This is a genomic window from Pseudomonas sp. URMO17WK12:I7 (assembly GCF_003269045.1).
GTDB classification, from domain to species: Bacteria; Pseudomonadota; Gammaproteobacteria; order Pseudomonadales; family Pseudomonadaceae; genus Aquipseudomonas; species Aquipseudomonas putida_J.
Map to the genome: position 1 here is coordinate 1 of NZ_QLTL01000026.1, position 15,016 is coordinate 15,016.

Consider the following 15,016-nt stretch of genomic DNA (forward strand, 5'->3'; position numbering starts at 1 on the left):
GCATCCATTGCGTTCCACTACTTGAGGAAAGGTCGATGACCATGTCTCTGGGTACACGGATGGGGGCCGAGCTGGTCGGCACCTTCTGGTTGGTTCTTGGTGGCTGTGGCAGTGCCGTACTTGCAGCTAGTTCTCCCGTCGGCATCGGCGTGCTTGGTGTCGCTTTCGCTTTCGGTCTCACCGTGCTGACCATGGCGTTCGCCATCGGTCATATCTCCGGCTGTCACCTCAACCCCGCCGTGTCGTTCGGGCTGGTGGTGGGTGGGCGTTTCCCAGCCAAGGAGCTGCTGCCCTACGTCATCGCCCAAGTGATCGGCGCGATTCTGGCAGCTGCAGTGATCTACTTCATCGCCAGCGGCAAGGCCGGCTTCGAGCTTTCATCGGGCCTGGCCTCGAACGGCTACGCCGATCATTCGCCCGGCGGCTATTCGCTGGGGGCGGGTTTTGTCAGTGAAGTGGTGATGACGGCGATGTTCCTGGTGGTGATCATGGGCGCCACCGATGCCCGTGCCCCGGCAGGCTTCGCGCCGATTGCCATCGGCCTGGCCCTGACCCTCATCCACCTGATCTCGATCCCGGTGACCAATACCTCGGTCAACCCCGCGCGCAGCACGGGGCCGGCATTGTTCGTCGGTGGCTGGGCCCTGCAGCAGCTGTGGCTGTTCTGGGTGGCGCCGCTGATCGGGGCTGCGATCGGCGGCGCGCTGTACCGGGGCCTGGCGAAGGAGCCTTAGCGCTGATGCACGCAGCGCCCGGCGGCGTAGGTTTCGCGCACGGTGCGGTCGTCGCCCAAGGTGGTCAGCACGAACAGGGTCTCTTCGATGCTGCTGGACTGCTGAATGCGGTAGTCCAGTAGCGGCGTGGCCTTGTAGTCGAGCACCACGAAATCGGCTTCGTTGCCTGGGCGCAGGCTGCCGATACGGTCGTCCAGGCGCAGTGCGCGCGCGCCACCGAGGGTGGCCAGGTACAGCGATTTGTAAGGGTGCAGGCGCGCGCCCTGCAGCTGCATCACCTTGTAGGCCTCGTTCAGGGTGTTGAGCAGCGAGAAGCTGGTGCCGGCGCCGACGTCGGTGCCCAGGCCCACGTTGACCTTGAAGCGCTCGGCCTGGGGCAGGTTGAACAGGCCGCTGCCGAGGAACAGGTTGGAGGTCGGGCAGAACGCCACGGCCGAACCGGTTTCGGCCAGGCGCTGGCATTCGCTGTCGCACAGGTGCACGCCGTGGGCGAACACCGAGCGCTCGCTGAGCAGCTCGAAGTGGTCATAGACGTCCAGGTAGCCTTTTTGCTCGGGGAACAGCTCTTTTACCCAGTCGATCTCCTTGAGGTTCTCGGACAGGTGGGTGTGCATGTACAGCCCTGGGTATTCCTTCAGTAGCTGACCGGCCAAGGCCAGTTGTTCTGGTGTGCTGGTCGGTGCGAAGCGCGGGGTCACCGCATAGTGCAGGCGGCCCTTGCCGTGCCAGCGTTCGATCAGCTGCTTGCTCTGGGTGTAGCCGGACTCGGCAGTGTCGGTCAGGTAGTCCGGGGCATTGCGATCCATCATGACCTTGCCTGCGATCATCCGCAGGTCCAGGCGCTCGGCTTCTTCGAACAGGGCATTGACCGACTGCGGGTGCACGCTGCCAAACACCAGGGCGGTGGTGGTGCCGTTGCGCAGCAGCTCCTTGAGGAAGATCTTCGCCACCTTGTCGGCGTGATCCTTGTCGGCGAACTGCTTCTCGCAGGGGAAGGTGTAAGTGTTGAGCCAGTCCAGCAGCTGTTCGCCGTAGGAGCCGATCATGCCGGTCTGCGGGAAATGGATGTGGGTATCGATGAAGCCCGGGGTGATCAGGGCGTCCTGGTAATGCACCACTTCGATATCGGCTGCCAGGTTCGGCAGCAGCTCGCTGGCAGGGCCGACGGCACTGATGCGGCCATCGTCGATCACCAGCAGGCCGTCCTCGAAATACTCATGGGAAGCGTCCAGGCCTACCTCGGCCGGGTCGGCGATGCTGTGCAGGATGGCGGCACGGTAGGCTTTGCGGGTAACGGTCATAACACACTCGTCAAATGGCTTGGCTGCGCCGGGAGGGCGGCAGCAACTGGGCAATGGGGCCGGCGTTGGCGGCAGCGTCGTGCTGGCCGAAGCAGGCGTTGTAGGTGGCAATGATTTCGCCGGCGATGGACACGGCAATCTCGATCGGCAGCTTGCCCTTGACCTCGGGCAGGCCCATCGGGCAGCGCATGCGCGCCAGCACGGCATCGTCGTAGCCGCGCTCGCGCAGGCGGTGCTCGAACTTGACCCGTTTGGTCTTCGAGCCGATCAGGCCGAACCAGGTGAAATCGTTGCGCTTGAGAATGGCGGCGGTCAGTTCCAGGTCGAGCTGGTGGTTGTGGGTCATGACGATGCAGTAGCTGCCTGGTGGCAGGTCCGCGACTTCGTCGACCGGCTCCTCACTGACGACCTTGCTCACCCCGTTGGGGATGAATTCGGGGAATTCCTGTTCGCGCGCGTCGATCCAGCGCACCCGGCAGGGCAGGGCGGCGAGCAAGGGTACCAGAGCACGGCCGACATGGCCCGCGCCGAACACGGCGATCTGCGCCTGCACCGCGGCCATTGGCTCGAACAGCAGCACGGTGGCGCCGCCGCAGCACTGGCCGAGGCTGGCACCGAGGCTGAAGCGCTCCAGGTGCGGGGTGCTGCGGTGTTCCTCGAGCATCTGCCGGGCGATGTGCAGGGCCTTGTATTCCAGATGGCCGCCGCCGATGGTGTCGAACAGGCCGGTGGCGCTGACGACCATCTTCGAGCCGGCGTTGCGCGGGGTCGAGCCGCGCTCCTCGATGATGGTTACCAGCACGCAGGCTTCGCCGCGGGACTGATGGTCGGCGAGGGCGTTGATCCATTGGTGCATGATTCAACCTCTCTCAAGAGCGACATGGTCCGTTGTAGCAGCGGCCTTGTGTCGCGAAAGGGCTGCGCAGCAGGCCCAGGCATCTTCATTGCTGCACAGATCCTGGGGTCGCTGCGCGACCCTTTCGCGACGCAAGGCCGCTCCTACAGGGGCCTTGCATTGTCAGTGGGTGACGGGTTCCAGTTCCGGCTCGGCAGGCTGTGCTGCAGCCACCGCCATGCGCATCTGCTCGCAACCCCACAACACCCGCTCCGGTGTTGCCGGCGCGTCGATGTTCGGCTGCACGCGATAGTCGGCGATGCTGGCCACGGCATCCTTGAGCGCACACCAGGCGGCGATGCCAAGCATGAACGGTGGCTCGCCCACGGCCTTGGAGTGGAACACCGTGTCTTCCGGGTTCTTGCGGTTCTCCACCAGCTTCACCCGCATGTCCAGCGGCATGTCGGCCACCGCCGGGATCTTGTAGCTGGCCGGGCCGTTGGTCATCAGCTTGCCCTTGGCGTTCCACACCAGCTCTTCGGTGGTCAGCCAGCCCATGCCCTGGATGAAACCGCCTTCGACCTGGCCGATGTCGATGGCCGGGTTCAGCGAGTCACCCACGTCATGCAGGATGTCGGCGCGCAGCATCTTGTACTCGCCGGTCAGGGTGTCGACGATCACTTCCACGCAGGCAGCGCCGAAGGCGAAGTAGTAGAACGGCCGGCCGCGCGCCTGGCTGCGGTCGTAGTAGATCTTTGGCGTGCGGTAGAAACCGGTGCTCGACAGCGATACCTGGCCAAAGTAGGCCTGCTGCACCAACTGCTCGAAGCTGACGATCTGGTCGCGCACACGCACATGGCCGTTACGGAACTCGACGTCTTCCTCGGTCACCTGATAGTGCCTTGCGGCAAATTCGGTGAGGCGCTTCTTGAGGATCTCGGCGGCGTTCTGGGCGGCTTTGCCGTTCAGGTCGGCACCGCTGGAGGCTGCAGTCGGCGAGGTGTTGGGCACCTTGTCGGTATTGGTGGCGGTGATCTGGATGCGGCTGATATCGACTTGGAAGACCTGCGCCACCACCTGTGCCACCTTGGTGTTCAGGCCCTGGCCCATCTCGGTGCCGCCGTGGTTCAGGTGGATGCTGCCGTCGGTGTAGATGTGGATCAGCGCGCCGGCTTGGTTGAGGAAGGTGGCGGTGAACGAGATACCGAACTTGACGGGCGTCAGCGCCAGGCCCTTCTTCAAGACCGGGCTGTTGGCGTTGAAGCGGCGGATCGACTCGCGGCGTTCGGCGTAGTCGCTGCTGGCTTCGAGCTCGGCGGTCATTTCCTCGAGCATGTTGTGCTCGACGGTCTGGTAGTAGTGGGTGACGTTGCGCTCGGTCTTGCCGTAATAGTTGGCCTTGCGCACGGCCAGTGGGTCGCGGCCCAGGTGGCGGGCGATGTGGTCCATCACCTGTTCGATGGCGACCATCCCCTGTGGGCCGCCGAAGCCGCGGTAGGCGGTGTTGGAGGCGGTGTTGGTCTTGCAGCGGTGGCCATGCACGGTGGCATCGCCCAGGTAATAGGCGTTGTCGGAGTGGAACATGGCGCGGTCGACGATCGACCCGGACAGGTCGGGCGAGTAGCCGCAGTTGCCGGCCAGGTCGAGGTTGATGCCGTGCAGGCGGCCGTCGTCATCGAAGCCGACATCGTACTCCACGTAGAACGGGTGGCGCTTGCCGGTCATGGTCATGTCTTCAACCCGTGGCAGGCGCATCTTGGTCGGCTGGCCGGTCAGGCGTGCGACCACCGCGCACAGGCAGGCCGGGCTTGCGGCCTGGGTTTCCTTGCCGCCGAAGCCGCCGCCCATGCGGCGCATGTCCAGCACCACCTTGTTCATCGGTACGTCGAGTACTTCGGCGACCAGCTTCTGCACTTCGGTGGGGTTCTGCGTGGAACAGTAGACGATCATGCCGCCGTCCTCGGTGGGCATCACCGAGGAGATCTGGGTTTCCAGGTAGAAGTGCTCCTGGCCGCCGATGTGCAGGGTACCTTGCAGGCGGTGCGGGGCGCTGGCCAGGGCTGCGGCTGAATCGCCGCGCTGGTGGGTGTGGCTGTCGAGCACGAAGTGCTTCTTGCGCAGCGCATCGACCACGTCCAGCACGGGCTCCAGGTCTTCGTATTCGACGATGGCAGCCATCGCTGCGCGGCGTGCGGTATCGAGGTCGCGAGCGGCCACGGCGAGCACCGGTTGGCCGTAGAACTCGACCTTGTCGATGGCCAGCAGCGGGTCGCCGGCGACCACCGGGCCGATGTCCTTCAGGCCCGGGATGTCGTCGTGGGTGATGGCGATGCGCACGCCTTCGAAGGCGTAGCACGGCGTGGTGTCGATGCGCAGGATGCGCGCATGGGCGCGGTCCGCAGTGCGCGCATAAACGTGCAGCTGGTTGGGGAATTCCAGGCGGTCGTCGATGTACAGCGCTTCGCCCGACACATGCTTGTCGGCGCTGTCGTGCTTGACGCTGCGCCCGACCCCGGTGATCAGGTCCTGGCTGAACAGTTCGGCCATCTTGGCCTGGCTCTTGGCCACGTGATGGTTAGACATAGTCGGTCACCCGGGTCTCGATGTAGGGCGTTTGTTGTTCGATGAAGTACTTGCGCAGCAGGTTCTGTGCGGTCAGCAAGCGGTACTCCTTGCTGGCGCGGAAATCGCTGAGCGGGGTGAAGTCTTCGGCCAGGGCCTGGCAGGCACGCTCGATGCTGGCCTGGTTCCACGGTTTGCCGCGCAAGGCCGCTTCGCAGGCGCGGGCGCGTTTCGGGATGGCTGCCATGCCGCCGAAGGCGATGCGTACGCCGCTGACCACGCCGTCTTCGATGCTCAGGTTGAAGGCGGCGCACACGGCGGAGATGTCGTCGTCCAGGCGCTTGGACACTTTATAGGCACGGAAGGCCCAGTCGTTGCTGGCACGTGGCACGATGATCTTCTCGATGAACTCACTGTCCTGGCGGGCGGTGATGCGGTAGTCGATGAAGTAGTCTTCCAGCGGCATCACCCGCTGGCGCTCGCCCTGGCGCAGGACCACCTGCGCATCCAGGGCGATCAGCAGGGGTGGCGAGTCGCCGATTGGCGAGGCGTTGCCGATGTTGCCGCCCAGGGTGCCCTGGTTGCGGATCTGCAGCGAGGCGAAGCGGTGCAGCAGGTCGCCGAAGTCCGGGTACTCCTCGTTGAGTGCGCCGTAACAGTCGGTCAGCGGGGTGGCAGCGCCGATTTCCAGGTGGCTGGCGGTCTTGTCGATGCGCTTGAGTTCGGCGACGTGGCCGACGTAGATCATCACCGGCAGGGTCTTGTGGAACTGGGTGACTTCCAGAGCCAGGTCGGTACCACCGGCCAGCAGGCGCGCTTCGGGGTGCGAGCTGTACAGGTCGGCCAGGTCGGCCACGGTCAGCGGCACCAGGCAGCGCTTGTCGCCGCTGTTGAGCTCGCCGGTCTGGGTGGGGGCGATGGCCTTCAGGCGGGCGATGGTTTGCGCCTGCTGGGCGTCGAACTGGTCGCGGCAAGGCTGGCGGCAGCTTTGCTCGGCAGCGTCGAGGATCGGGCGGTAACCGGTGCAGCGGCAAAGGTTGCCGGCCAGGGCCTCCTGGGCCTGATGCAGGTCGGCGCCCTGGCTGTTCTTCTGCAGGGCGAACAGCGACATGACGAAGCCAGGTGTGCAGAAGCCGCATTGCGAGCCGTGGCAGTCGGCCATGGCCTGTTGCACGCTGTGCAACTGCCCGTCGTGCTTGAGCCCTTCGACGCTGATCAGTTGCTTGCCGTGCAAGGAGGAGACGAAGGTCAGGCAGGCGTTCAGGCTGCGGTAGCGCAGCTTGTCCTCGCCTAGTTCGTCCTGGACAAGCTCGCCGACCACCACGGTGCAGGCGCCGCAGTCGCCACTGGCGCAGCCTTCTTTGGTGCCGGGTTTGCCCAGGTGCTCGCGCAGGTACTGCAGCACCGTCATGTTCGGGTCCAGGGCATGCTCACTACGCAGCGCCTGGTTGACGAGAAACTGGATCACGGGGATGGCCTCGCAATGGTTTTATTGTTGTTGGGCGGACAATAAGCAGACCTGTCGCGGTGGTCAATAATTTTCTGACTCAAAGGTCAGGAAATTATTCATGCTGATGTCTCACCGAAAAATGTGCCCATACCTTAAGCATAGATCGCGCCGCCCGGCTGTCTGCCCGGCAGGTCAAAGAAAGCGCCACGCCCCTCTGCGCGTGTGCTGGGCAAGTGCGCTACAATCGCTCCCTTGTGCCCAGTTCAATGATTTTGAAGGAAAACCATGACGTTCAAGGCGCCGGACAGCCTCGCCGAGCAGATTGCCGACTACCTGGCCGAACGCATCATTCGCGGCGAGCTTGCGCCCGGTGAGCGGATCCAGGAGCAGAAGGTCACCCAGGCACTCAGTGTCAGCCGTGGCTCGGTGCGCGAAGCGTTATTGATCCTCGAACGTCGCCATCTGGTGGCGATCCTGCCGCGTCGTGGCGCCCATGTGACCCAACTGGACGAGCGCGGCGTGCGCAGCCTGTGCACCTTGATGGGCGAGTTCTACATCCTGCTGGGTAATGCGGTTGCACAAAAGTGGCGCACCGAGGGCGACCTGCGCCCGTTCCTGGACATCCAGCAGCGCCTGCGCCAGGCCCGCGAGCAGCAGGACATCAAGGTCTTCGTCGCCGACAGCTTTGCGGTAATGCGTGCTGCCTACCCGTTCGCAGACAACCCTTACCTGCAGGAAACGGTCGAGAACCTGCAGCCGGCCATGAGCCGTGCCTACTACCTGGCCCTGGATCAGCGCCAGGCCAACATGGACGACTACCTCGACCTGTTCGCCCGCCTGCTCGAAGCCGTGGTTGCCCGCGACCTGCCGCGCATCCGCGAGGTACTCACCGCCTATGGCCAGCGCAGCTGCGAACTGGTGCTGGCGGCGCTGGCCCGGGGCTGACCGATGCGCCTGAAGTGCATTCGCCTGGCCGGGTTCAAGTCGTTCGTCGACCCCACTACGGTCAACTTCCCCAGCAACATGGCGGCCGTCGTCGGCCCCAATGGCTGCGGCAAGTCCAACATCATCGACGCGGTGCGCTGGGTGATGGGCGAGAGTTCGGCGAAGAACCTGCGTGGCGAGTCGATGACCGATGTCATCTTCAACGGCTCCACCAGCCGCAAGCCGGTGAGCCAGGCCAGCATCGAGCTGGTATTCGACAACAGCGAAACCACCTTGCTCGGCGAGTACGCCGCCTACGCCGAGATTTCCATCCGCCGCAAGGTGACTCGTGACGGGCAGAACAGCTATTACCTGAACGGCACCAAGTGCCGCCGTCGGGACATCACCGACATCTTCCTCGGCACAGGCCTGGGCCCGCGCAGCTATTCGATCATCGAGCAGGGCATGATTTCCAAGCTGATCGAGGCCAAGCCCGAAGAGCTGCGCAATTTCATCGAAGAGGCGGCCGGCATCTCCAAGTACAAGGAGCGCCGCCGCGAGACCGAAAGCCGCATACGCCGCACCCAGGAGAACCTGGCGCGGCTCACCGACCTGCGCGAAGAGCTGGAGCGTCAGCTCGAACGCCTGCATCGCCAGGCCCAGGCTGCCGAAAAGTACCGTGAATACAAGGCCCAGGAACGCCAGCTCAAGGCGCGCCTGTCGGCCCTGCGTTGGCGCGACCTGGACGAGCGCGTGCGCCAGCGCGAGGCGGTGATCGGTGACCAGGATGTCGCCCATGAGGCGCTGGTTGCCGAGCAGCGTAACGCCGACGCCAGCATCGAGCGCCTGCGCGACGGCCACCACGAGCTGTCGGAGCGCTTCAATCAGGTGCAGGGGCGCTTCTATTCGGTGGCCGGTGATATCGCTCGGGTGGAACAGAGCATCCAGCACGGCCAGCAGCGCCTGCGCCAGTTGCAGGACGACTTCAAGGAAGCCGAGCGTACCCGCCAGGAAACCGAATCGCACCTGGGCCATGACCGCACCCTGCTGGCCACCCTGGGTGAAGAGCTGGCCATGCTCGAGCCGGAGCAGGAGCTGACCCTGGCCGCCGCCGAAGAGGCTGCCGCCACCCTCGAAGAAGCCGAGTTGGGCATGCACGGCTGGCAGGAGCAGTGGGACAGCTTCAACACCCGCTCCTCCGAACCGCGGCGTCAGGCCGAAGTGCAGCAGGCGCGCCTGCAGCAGCTGGAAGCCAGCCTGGAGCGCCTGGCCGAACGCCAACGCAAGCTGGTCGAGGAAAGCGGACAACTGGCGGTAGATCCGCAGGATGCTTCCCTGCTGGAGCTTTCCGAGCAGCTGGCCAGCAGCGAAATGTTGCTCGAAGAGTTGCAGTTGTCTGAGCAGCAGGTGGTCGAGCGCCTGGAAAGCGTGCGCGAGCAGCTGCAACAGGCGATCCAGGCCCAGCAACAGCAGCAGGGCGACCTGCAGCGCCTCGGCGGCCGCCTGGCCTCGCTGGAGGCGCTGCAGCAGGCCGCCCTGGAACCGGGCATCGGTGCTGCCGACTGGCTGCGCGAACAAGGCCTGGAGCAGCGCCCGCGCCTGGCCGAGGGGCTGCGCGTGGAGCCGGGTTGGGAGCTGGCGGTGGAAACCGTGCTGGGCGCCGATTTGCAGGCTGTGCTGCTGGATGATTTTGCCGGCCTGGATTTCAACGCCCTGGAGCAGGGCGAGCTACGCCTGTTGCTGGCGGCTGGGGGCGGTGAGCGTCAGCCCGGCAGCCTGCTCGACAAGGTCGAAGGGCGTATCGATCTGGCCCCGTGGCTGGGCCGGGTGCAGCCGGTCGAAGACCTCGCCGAGGCCTTGGCGAGGCGCGCAGCGCTGGGGGAAGGGCAGAGCCTGGTGAGTCGCGATGGCTACTGGGTTGGCCGCCATTTTCTGCGCGTCAGCCGGGGTGGCGAAGCCCAGGGTGGCGTGCTGGCTCGCGGCCAGGAAATCGAACGCCTGGGCCAGGAGCAGCTGGAGCTTGAAGCAACGCTGGAGCATCAGGAGCAGCAGCTTCAGGTAACCCGCGAGCAGCAGCTGGAGCTGGAGGAGCAGCGTGAGCAGTTGCGCCGCCGCACCCAGGAAGAAAGCCGCCAGCACGGCGAGTTCAAGGCCAGCCTGTCCGCCGGCCGTGCCCGCGCCGAGCAGGTCGAGCTGCGCCGCCGCCGACTGCAGGAAGAGCTGGCTGAGCTTCAGGAGCAGCGCACCTTGGAGCAGGAGCAATTGGGCGAGGCGCGCCTGGTGCTGCAGGAGGCTCTGGACCTGATGGCCCAGGACACCGAGCAGCGAGAGCAGTTGATGGCGCGCCGCGACACCTTGCGCGAAGGCCTCGATCGCATCCGCCAGGAAGCCCGCCAGCACAAGGATCACGCCCATCAGTTGGCCGTGCGCCTGGGTTCGCTGCGCGCTCAGTACGACTCCACCCGCCAGGCCTTGGAGCGTCTGGAGCAGCAGGCCGCACGCCTGAGCGAGCGTCAGGAGCAACTGAGCCTGAACCTTGAAGAGGGTGAGGCTCCGCTCGAAGAGTTGCGCCTGAAGCTCGAAGAGCTGCTGGAGCGGCGCATGAGCGTGGACGAAGAAATGCGCCTGGCGCGGCTGCACATGGACGAAGCCGACCGCGCACTGCGCGACGCCGAAAAGCGCCGCACCCAGGCCGAACAGCAAGCCCAGCTGCTGCGCGGCCAGCTGGAACAGATGCGCCTGGAAAACCAGGGTCTGGACATCCGCCGCAAGACCTTGCAGGAACAACTGCTGGCCGACGGCTACGATTTGCAGGGCGTGCTCGCCACCGTCGAGGCGGATGCCAGCGAGCAGGGCACCGAGCAGGAGCTGGAGCAGACCGAAGGGCGCATTCAGCGCCTGGGTGCGATCAACCTGGCGGCCATCGAGGAATACGAGCAGCAGTCGGAGCGCAAGCGTTATCTGGACGCCCAGGATGCTGACCTGGTCGAAGCCCTGGATACCTTGGAAAACGTCATTCGCAAGATCGACAAGGAGACCCGCAACCGCTTCAAGGATACCTTTGATCAGATAAATGCCGGATTACAGGCACTTTTTCCAAAAGTTTTCGGTGGCGGCAGCGCTTATCTGGAACTGACGGGCGAAGATCTACTCGATACAGGGGTGACGATCATGGCGCGTCCGCCGGGCAAGAAGAACAGCACCATCCATCTGCTGTCCGGCGGCGAGAAGGCACTGACCGCGTTGGCGCTGGTGTTTGCCATCTTCAAGTTGAACCCCGCACCGTTCTGCATGCTCGACGAAGTCGATGCGCCGCTGGACGATGCCAACGTCGGGCGCTACGCCCGGCTGGTCAAGGAAATGAGTGAAAGCGTGCAGTTCATCTACATCACCCATAACAAGATTGCCATGGAGATGGCGGACCAATTGATGGGGGTGACCATGCACGAGCCCGGTTGTTCACGTCTTGTTGCAGTTGATGTCGAGGAGGCGCTGGCCATGGTAGACGCCTGATGAGGGAAGATAGGGCGAAAACTGTAGGCAAATGCCCCTGTCATGTGCGACAGACGGTGTAAAGTTGTCTTTGGTCGTGCTAGCTTAATGTCACTCGTTTTTTGCGTGGGTAAAACGCCTGTCAGAACATAGAGTTGGCGCCACGTGTTAAAGGGCTTTGAACCCTTTGTTTTCAAGCATATTTTTATAGAGGCACGGGATTACATGGAAATCGGTCTGCGCGAGTGGCTGATCGTCATCGGCGTCATTGTCATCGCCGGTATTCTTTTCGACGGCTGGCGCCGCATGCGCGGCGGAAAAGGCAAGCTGAAATTCCGTCTGGATCGCAGTTATTCCAACCTGCCGGACGAGGAGGGCAGCGCTGAAGTGCTCGGCCCGTCGCGGGTGCTGGATACCCAGAAGGAGCCTGAACTGGACGAGGCCGACCTGCCGTCGCTCAGCGCACCGGCGCGTGAGCGCGAACGTGAGCGCGAGCCCAAGCCGGCCAAGGCCAGCAAGCGTGGCAAGCGTACGGCAGAGGCGCAGCAGCAGGGTGACCTGAACCTGGCCGCCGAACCGCGCGAGCCTGACCTGTTTGCCGATGCTGACGAAGAATTTGTCGCTGACAACACCCGCAGCAGCGGCTTTGCCGCCACCGGCAACGCGGCCAAGGAGCTGCCGCCGGTCGAGGAAGTGCTGGTGATCAGCGTGATTTCCCGCGATGAGGGCGGTTTCAAGGGGCCAGCCCTGCTGCAGAACATCCTCGAAAGCGGCCTGCGTTTTGGCGAGATGGACATCTTCCACCGCCACGAAAGCATGGCGGGTCACGGCGAAGTGCTGTTCTCCATGGCCAACGCAGTCAAGCCAGGCATCTTCGACCTGGACGACATCGACCACTTCAGCACCCGTGCCGTGAGCTTCTTCCTCGGCCTGCCTGGCCCGCGTCATCCGAAGCAGGCCTTTGACGTGATGGTGGCTGCGGCGCGCAAGCTGGCCCATGAGCTCAATGGCGAGCTCAAGGACGACCAGCGCAGCGTGCTGACCGCGCAAACCATCGAGCACTACCGCCAGCGCATCGTCGAGTTCGAGCGCCGTGCGCTGACCCAGAAACGCTGATAGATCCAGACGAAAGAGCAGCCTGTGGGCATGCTGGCCGGTTCAAGACGTGTTGTCGTCTGTGCCGGCCCTTTTCGCGGGCAAGCCCGCTCCCGCAGGTATGCCACTGCCCATGAGGCGTGTGGCGTACCTGCGGGAGCGGGCTTGCCCGCGAAGGGGCCGACACAGGTAGTCAGACTCTTAAGCCCCAAGCATCCCTCCAGGCTGCTCTTTTTGCTTTGCAAGAGACCCTGACCCATGAACGCCGAAACCCGAATCCACGAACTGCGCGCCGAGCTCGACCAGCACAACTACCGCTACTACGTGCTCGACGAGCCAAGCGTGCCCGATGCCGAATACGATCGTCTGTTCAATGAACTGAAGGCGCTCGAAGCCGAGCACCCCCACCTGGTCACCCCTGATTCGCCAACCCAGCGTGTCGGGGGGGCTGCCTTGGCTGCCTTTAGCCAGGTGCGTCATGAAGTGCCGATGCTCAGCCTTGGCAACGCCTTCGAAGAAGCTGACCTGCGCGAATTCGGCCGCCGCGTGGTCGATGGGCTCGACCAGCCGGGCGCCGTGGATTTCAGCTGCGAACCGAAACTCGATGGCCTGGCAGTAAGCCTGCTGTACCGCGATGGTCAGTTGGTGCAAGGCGCTACCCGTGGCGACGGCACGACCGGCGAAGACATCAGTGCCAATGTGCGCACCGTGCGCAACATCCCGCTGAAGCTGCAGGGCGAAGGCTGGCCCGCCGTGCTTGAAGTGCGTGGCGAGGTGTACATGAGCAAGGCCGGCTTCGACCGCCTCAATGCCGCCCAGGCCGAGGCCGGTGGCAAGACCTTCGCCAACCCTCGCAACGCGGCGGCCGGCAGCCTGCGCCAGCTGGACTCGAAGATCACCGCCAGCCGCCCGCTGGAGTTCTGCTGCTACGGTGTCGGGCAGGTGTCCGAGAGCATCGGCGAGAGCCATATCGGCATTCTCGAGCAGCTCAAGCAGTGGGGCCTGCCGATCAGTCGCGAGCTCAGGCATGCGGCCGGCATCGAAGAGTGCCTGGCCTACTACCGCGACATTGGCGAACGGCGCAACAGCCTGCCGTACGAGATCGATGGCGTGGTGTTCAAGGTCAACAGCCTGGCGGCTCAGCGCGAGCTGGGCTTCCGTGCGCGCGAACCACGCTGGGCCATCGCCCACAAGTTCCCGGCCATGGAAGAGCTCACCGAAGTGCTGGATGTGGAATTCCAGGTCGGCCGTACCGGCGCGGTCACGCCAGTGGCGCGCCTGAAGCCGGTCAAGGTGGCAGGTGTGACCGTGTCCAACGCCACCCTGCACAACATGGACGAAATCGCCCGGCTGGGCCTGCGCATCGGTGACACGGTGATCATTCGCCGTGCCGGTGACGTGATTCCCCAGGTGATGCAGGTGGTGCTCGAACGCCGCCCCGAAGATGCGCGGCCGGTCGAAGTGCCGACCGAGTGCCCGGTGTGTGGCTCCCAGGTCGAGCGCACTCAATTGGTCAAGCGCAGCAAGGGCAAGGAAACCACCAGCGAAGGCGCGGTGTATCGATGCGTCGGCCGTCTGGCCTGTGGTGCCCAGCTCAAGCAGGCAATCATCCACTACGTTTCTCGCCGTGCCATGGACATTGATGGCTTGGGCGAGAAGAGCGTCGAGCAGTTGGTGGATGAGGACCTGATCGGCTCTCCGGCAGACCTGTACAAGTTGGAGTTCGACCAGATCGTCGGCCTTGAAGGTTTCGCCGAGGTTTCCAGCAGGAAACTGCTGGACGCCATCGAGGCCAGCAAACGCCCGAGCCTGGCGCGCTTCATCTATGCCCTGGGTATCCCGGATGTGGGCGAGGAAACCGCCAAGGTCCTGGCCCGCTCGCTGGGCAGCCTGACGCGCGTGCAGCAGGCGCTGCCGCAGGTGCTGACCTATCTTCCGGACATCGGCCTGGAGGTAGCGTACGAGATCCACAACTTCTTCGAGGACGAGCACAACCGCACGGTCATCGAGCAGTTGCTGGCCTGCGGCATGCAGTTGCAGGACGAGGGCGAGCTGGCCGCCGAGTTTGCCGCCAGCACTACCCTGGCTGGCATGATCGCCAAGCTCGACATCCCCTCGGTCGGCCCGACGGGTGCGGAAAAACTGGTGGCCAAGCTCGACAGCCTGGACAAGATCATTGCGGCTGACGGCATCGACTTGCGCCAGGCGCTGGCGGCCAAACAGGCCGAAGCGGTGCGCGATTTCTTCAAAGTCCCGGCGAACCAGCAGCTGGCCCGCGACATCGAGGCACAACTGCTGGCCTTCGGTATGCACTGGAGCAGCGAGAAGAAAGTTGCCGAAGGCCTGCCACTGGCCGGCCAGACCTGGGTGCTGACAGGGTCGCTGGAGCGCTTCAGCCGTGACATAGCCAAGGAAAAGCTGGAAGGCCTGGGCGCCAAGGTAGCCGGCTCGGTCTCCGGCAAGACCCACTGTGTGGTCGCAGGCCCTGGTGCCGGCTCCAAGCTGGCCAAGGCCAGTGAGCTTGGTGTGAAGGTGCTGGATGAGGAAGCCTTCGTCACTTTCCTGGCAGGGCATGGCATCACTGTCTGATCCTGCGCGGCCTTTGTAGGAGCGGCCTTGTGTC

Annotated in this window: 9 protein-coding genes; 5 read left to right on the top strand and 4 right to left on the bottom strand. The window is 64.3% G+C overall.

What is annotated here, in order from left to right; genetic code table 11:
- Window positions 1-35 precede the first annotated feature (35 nt).
- A complete protein-coding gene (gene aqpZ / locus H040_RS25565) occupies window positions 36-734 on the top strand; it encodes an aquaporin Z (protein WP_027921254.1) in 699 nt (232 codons plus the stop codon).
- Here aqpZ and guaD read toward each other — a convergent pair.
- The 4 genes from guaD to xdhA form a co-directional block, all read right to left on the bottom strand.
- Entirely contained in the window at window positions 731-2,035 is a 1,305-nt protein-coding gene (guaD, locus tag H040_RS25570) for a guanine deaminase (protein ID WP_027921255.1), read from the bottom strand. The genes aqpZ and guaD overlap by 4 nt on opposite strands.
- 10 nt (window positions 2,036-2,045) lie before the next feature.
- Entirely contained in the window at window positions 2,046-2,891 is an 846-nt protein-coding gene (gene xdhC, locus H040_RS25575) for a xanthine dehydrogenase accessory protein XdhC (protein WP_027921256.1), read from the bottom strand.
- A 162-nt stretch (window positions 2,892-3,053) separates the two neighbouring features.
- A complete protein-coding gene (gene xdhB / locus H040_RS25580; RefSeq protein ID WP_027921257.1) occupies window positions 3,054-5,453 on the bottom strand; it encodes a xanthine dehydrogenase molybdopterin binding subunit in 2,400 nt (799 codons plus the stop codon).
- On the bottom strand, window positions 5,446-6,900 hold the full coding sequence (xdhA, locus tag H040_RS25585) for a xanthine dehydrogenase small subunit (RefSeq protein ID WP_027921258.1): 1,455 nt from the start codon (window positions 6,898-6,900) through the stop codon (window positions 5,446-5,448). Before xdhA ends, xdhB begins: the two co-directional genes overlap by 8 nt.
- 267 nt (window positions 6,901-7,167) lie before the next feature.
- On the opposite strand from xdhA, the gene H040_RS25590 reads away from it, so the two are divergent.
- The 4 genes from H040_RS25590 to ligA all read left to right on the top strand — a co-directional run bounded on the left by H040_RS25590 (window position 7,168) and on the right by ligA (window position 14,982).
- The gene (locus H040_RS25590) at window positions 7,168-7,827 is read left to right on the top strand and encodes a GntR family transcriptional regulator (protein ID WP_027921259.1); all 660 of its coding nucleotides are present in this window, start codon (window positions 7,168-7,170) and stop codon (window positions 7,825-7,827) included.
- 3 nt (window positions 7,828-7,830) lie between these two features.
- On the top strand, window positions 7,831-11,319 hold the full coding sequence (gene smc, locus H040_RS25595; RefSeq protein WP_027921260.1) for a chromosome segregation protein SMC: 3,489 nt from the start codon (window positions 7,831-7,833) through the stop codon (window positions 11,317-11,319).
- 204 nt (window positions 11,320-11,523) lie between these two features.
- On the top strand, window positions 11,524-12,414 hold the full coding sequence (gene zipA / locus H040_RS25600) for a cell division protein ZipA (RefSeq protein WP_027921261.1): 891 nt from the start codon (window positions 11,524-11,526) through the stop codon (window positions 12,412-12,414).
- Window positions 12,415-12,651: 237 nt separating this feature from the next.
- Window positions 12,652-14,982 (top strand): NAD-dependent DNA ligase LigA, encoded by a 2,331-nt coding sequence (ligA, locus tag H040_RS25605; protein WP_027921262.1) that lies wholly within the window; start codon window positions 12,652-12,654, stop codon window positions 14,980-14,982.
- Window positions 14,983-15,016 lie beyond the last annotated feature (34 nt).

What these genes read in the sequence shown, in the direction of transcription:
- aqpZ (WP_027921254.1), top strand. Translation starts at nt 36, where the DNA reads ATGACCATGTCTCTGGGTACACGGATGGGGGCCGAGCTGGTCGGCACC.
- smc (WP_027921260.1), top strand. Translation starts at nt 7,831, where the DNA reads ATGCGCCTGAAGTGCATTCGCCTGGCCGGGTTCAAGTCGTTCGTCGAC.
- zipA (WP_027921261.1), top strand. Translation starts at nt 11,524, where the DNA reads ATGGAAATCGGTCTGCGCGAGTGGCTGATCGTCATCGGCGTCATTGTC.
- H040_RS25590 (WP_027921259.1), top strand. Translation starts at nt 7,168, where the DNA reads ATGACGTTCAAGGCGCCGGACAGCCTCGCCGAGCAGATTGCCGACTAC.
- ligA (WP_027921262.1), top strand. Translation starts at nt 12,652, where the DNA reads ATGAACGCCGAAACCCGAATCCACGAACTGCGCGCCGAGCTCGACCAG.
- xdhB (WP_027921257.1), bottom strand. Translation starts at nt 5,453, where the DNA reads ATGTCTAACCATCACGTGGCCAAGAGCCAGGCCAAGATGGCCGAACTG.
- guaD (WP_027921255.1), bottom strand. Translation starts at nt 2,035, where the DNA reads ATGACCGTTACCCGCAAAGCCTACCGTGCCGCCATCCTGCACAGCATC.
- xdhC (WP_027921256.1), bottom strand. Translation starts at nt 2,891, where the DNA reads ATGCACCAATGGATCAACGCCCTCGCCGACCATCAGTCCCGCGGCGAA.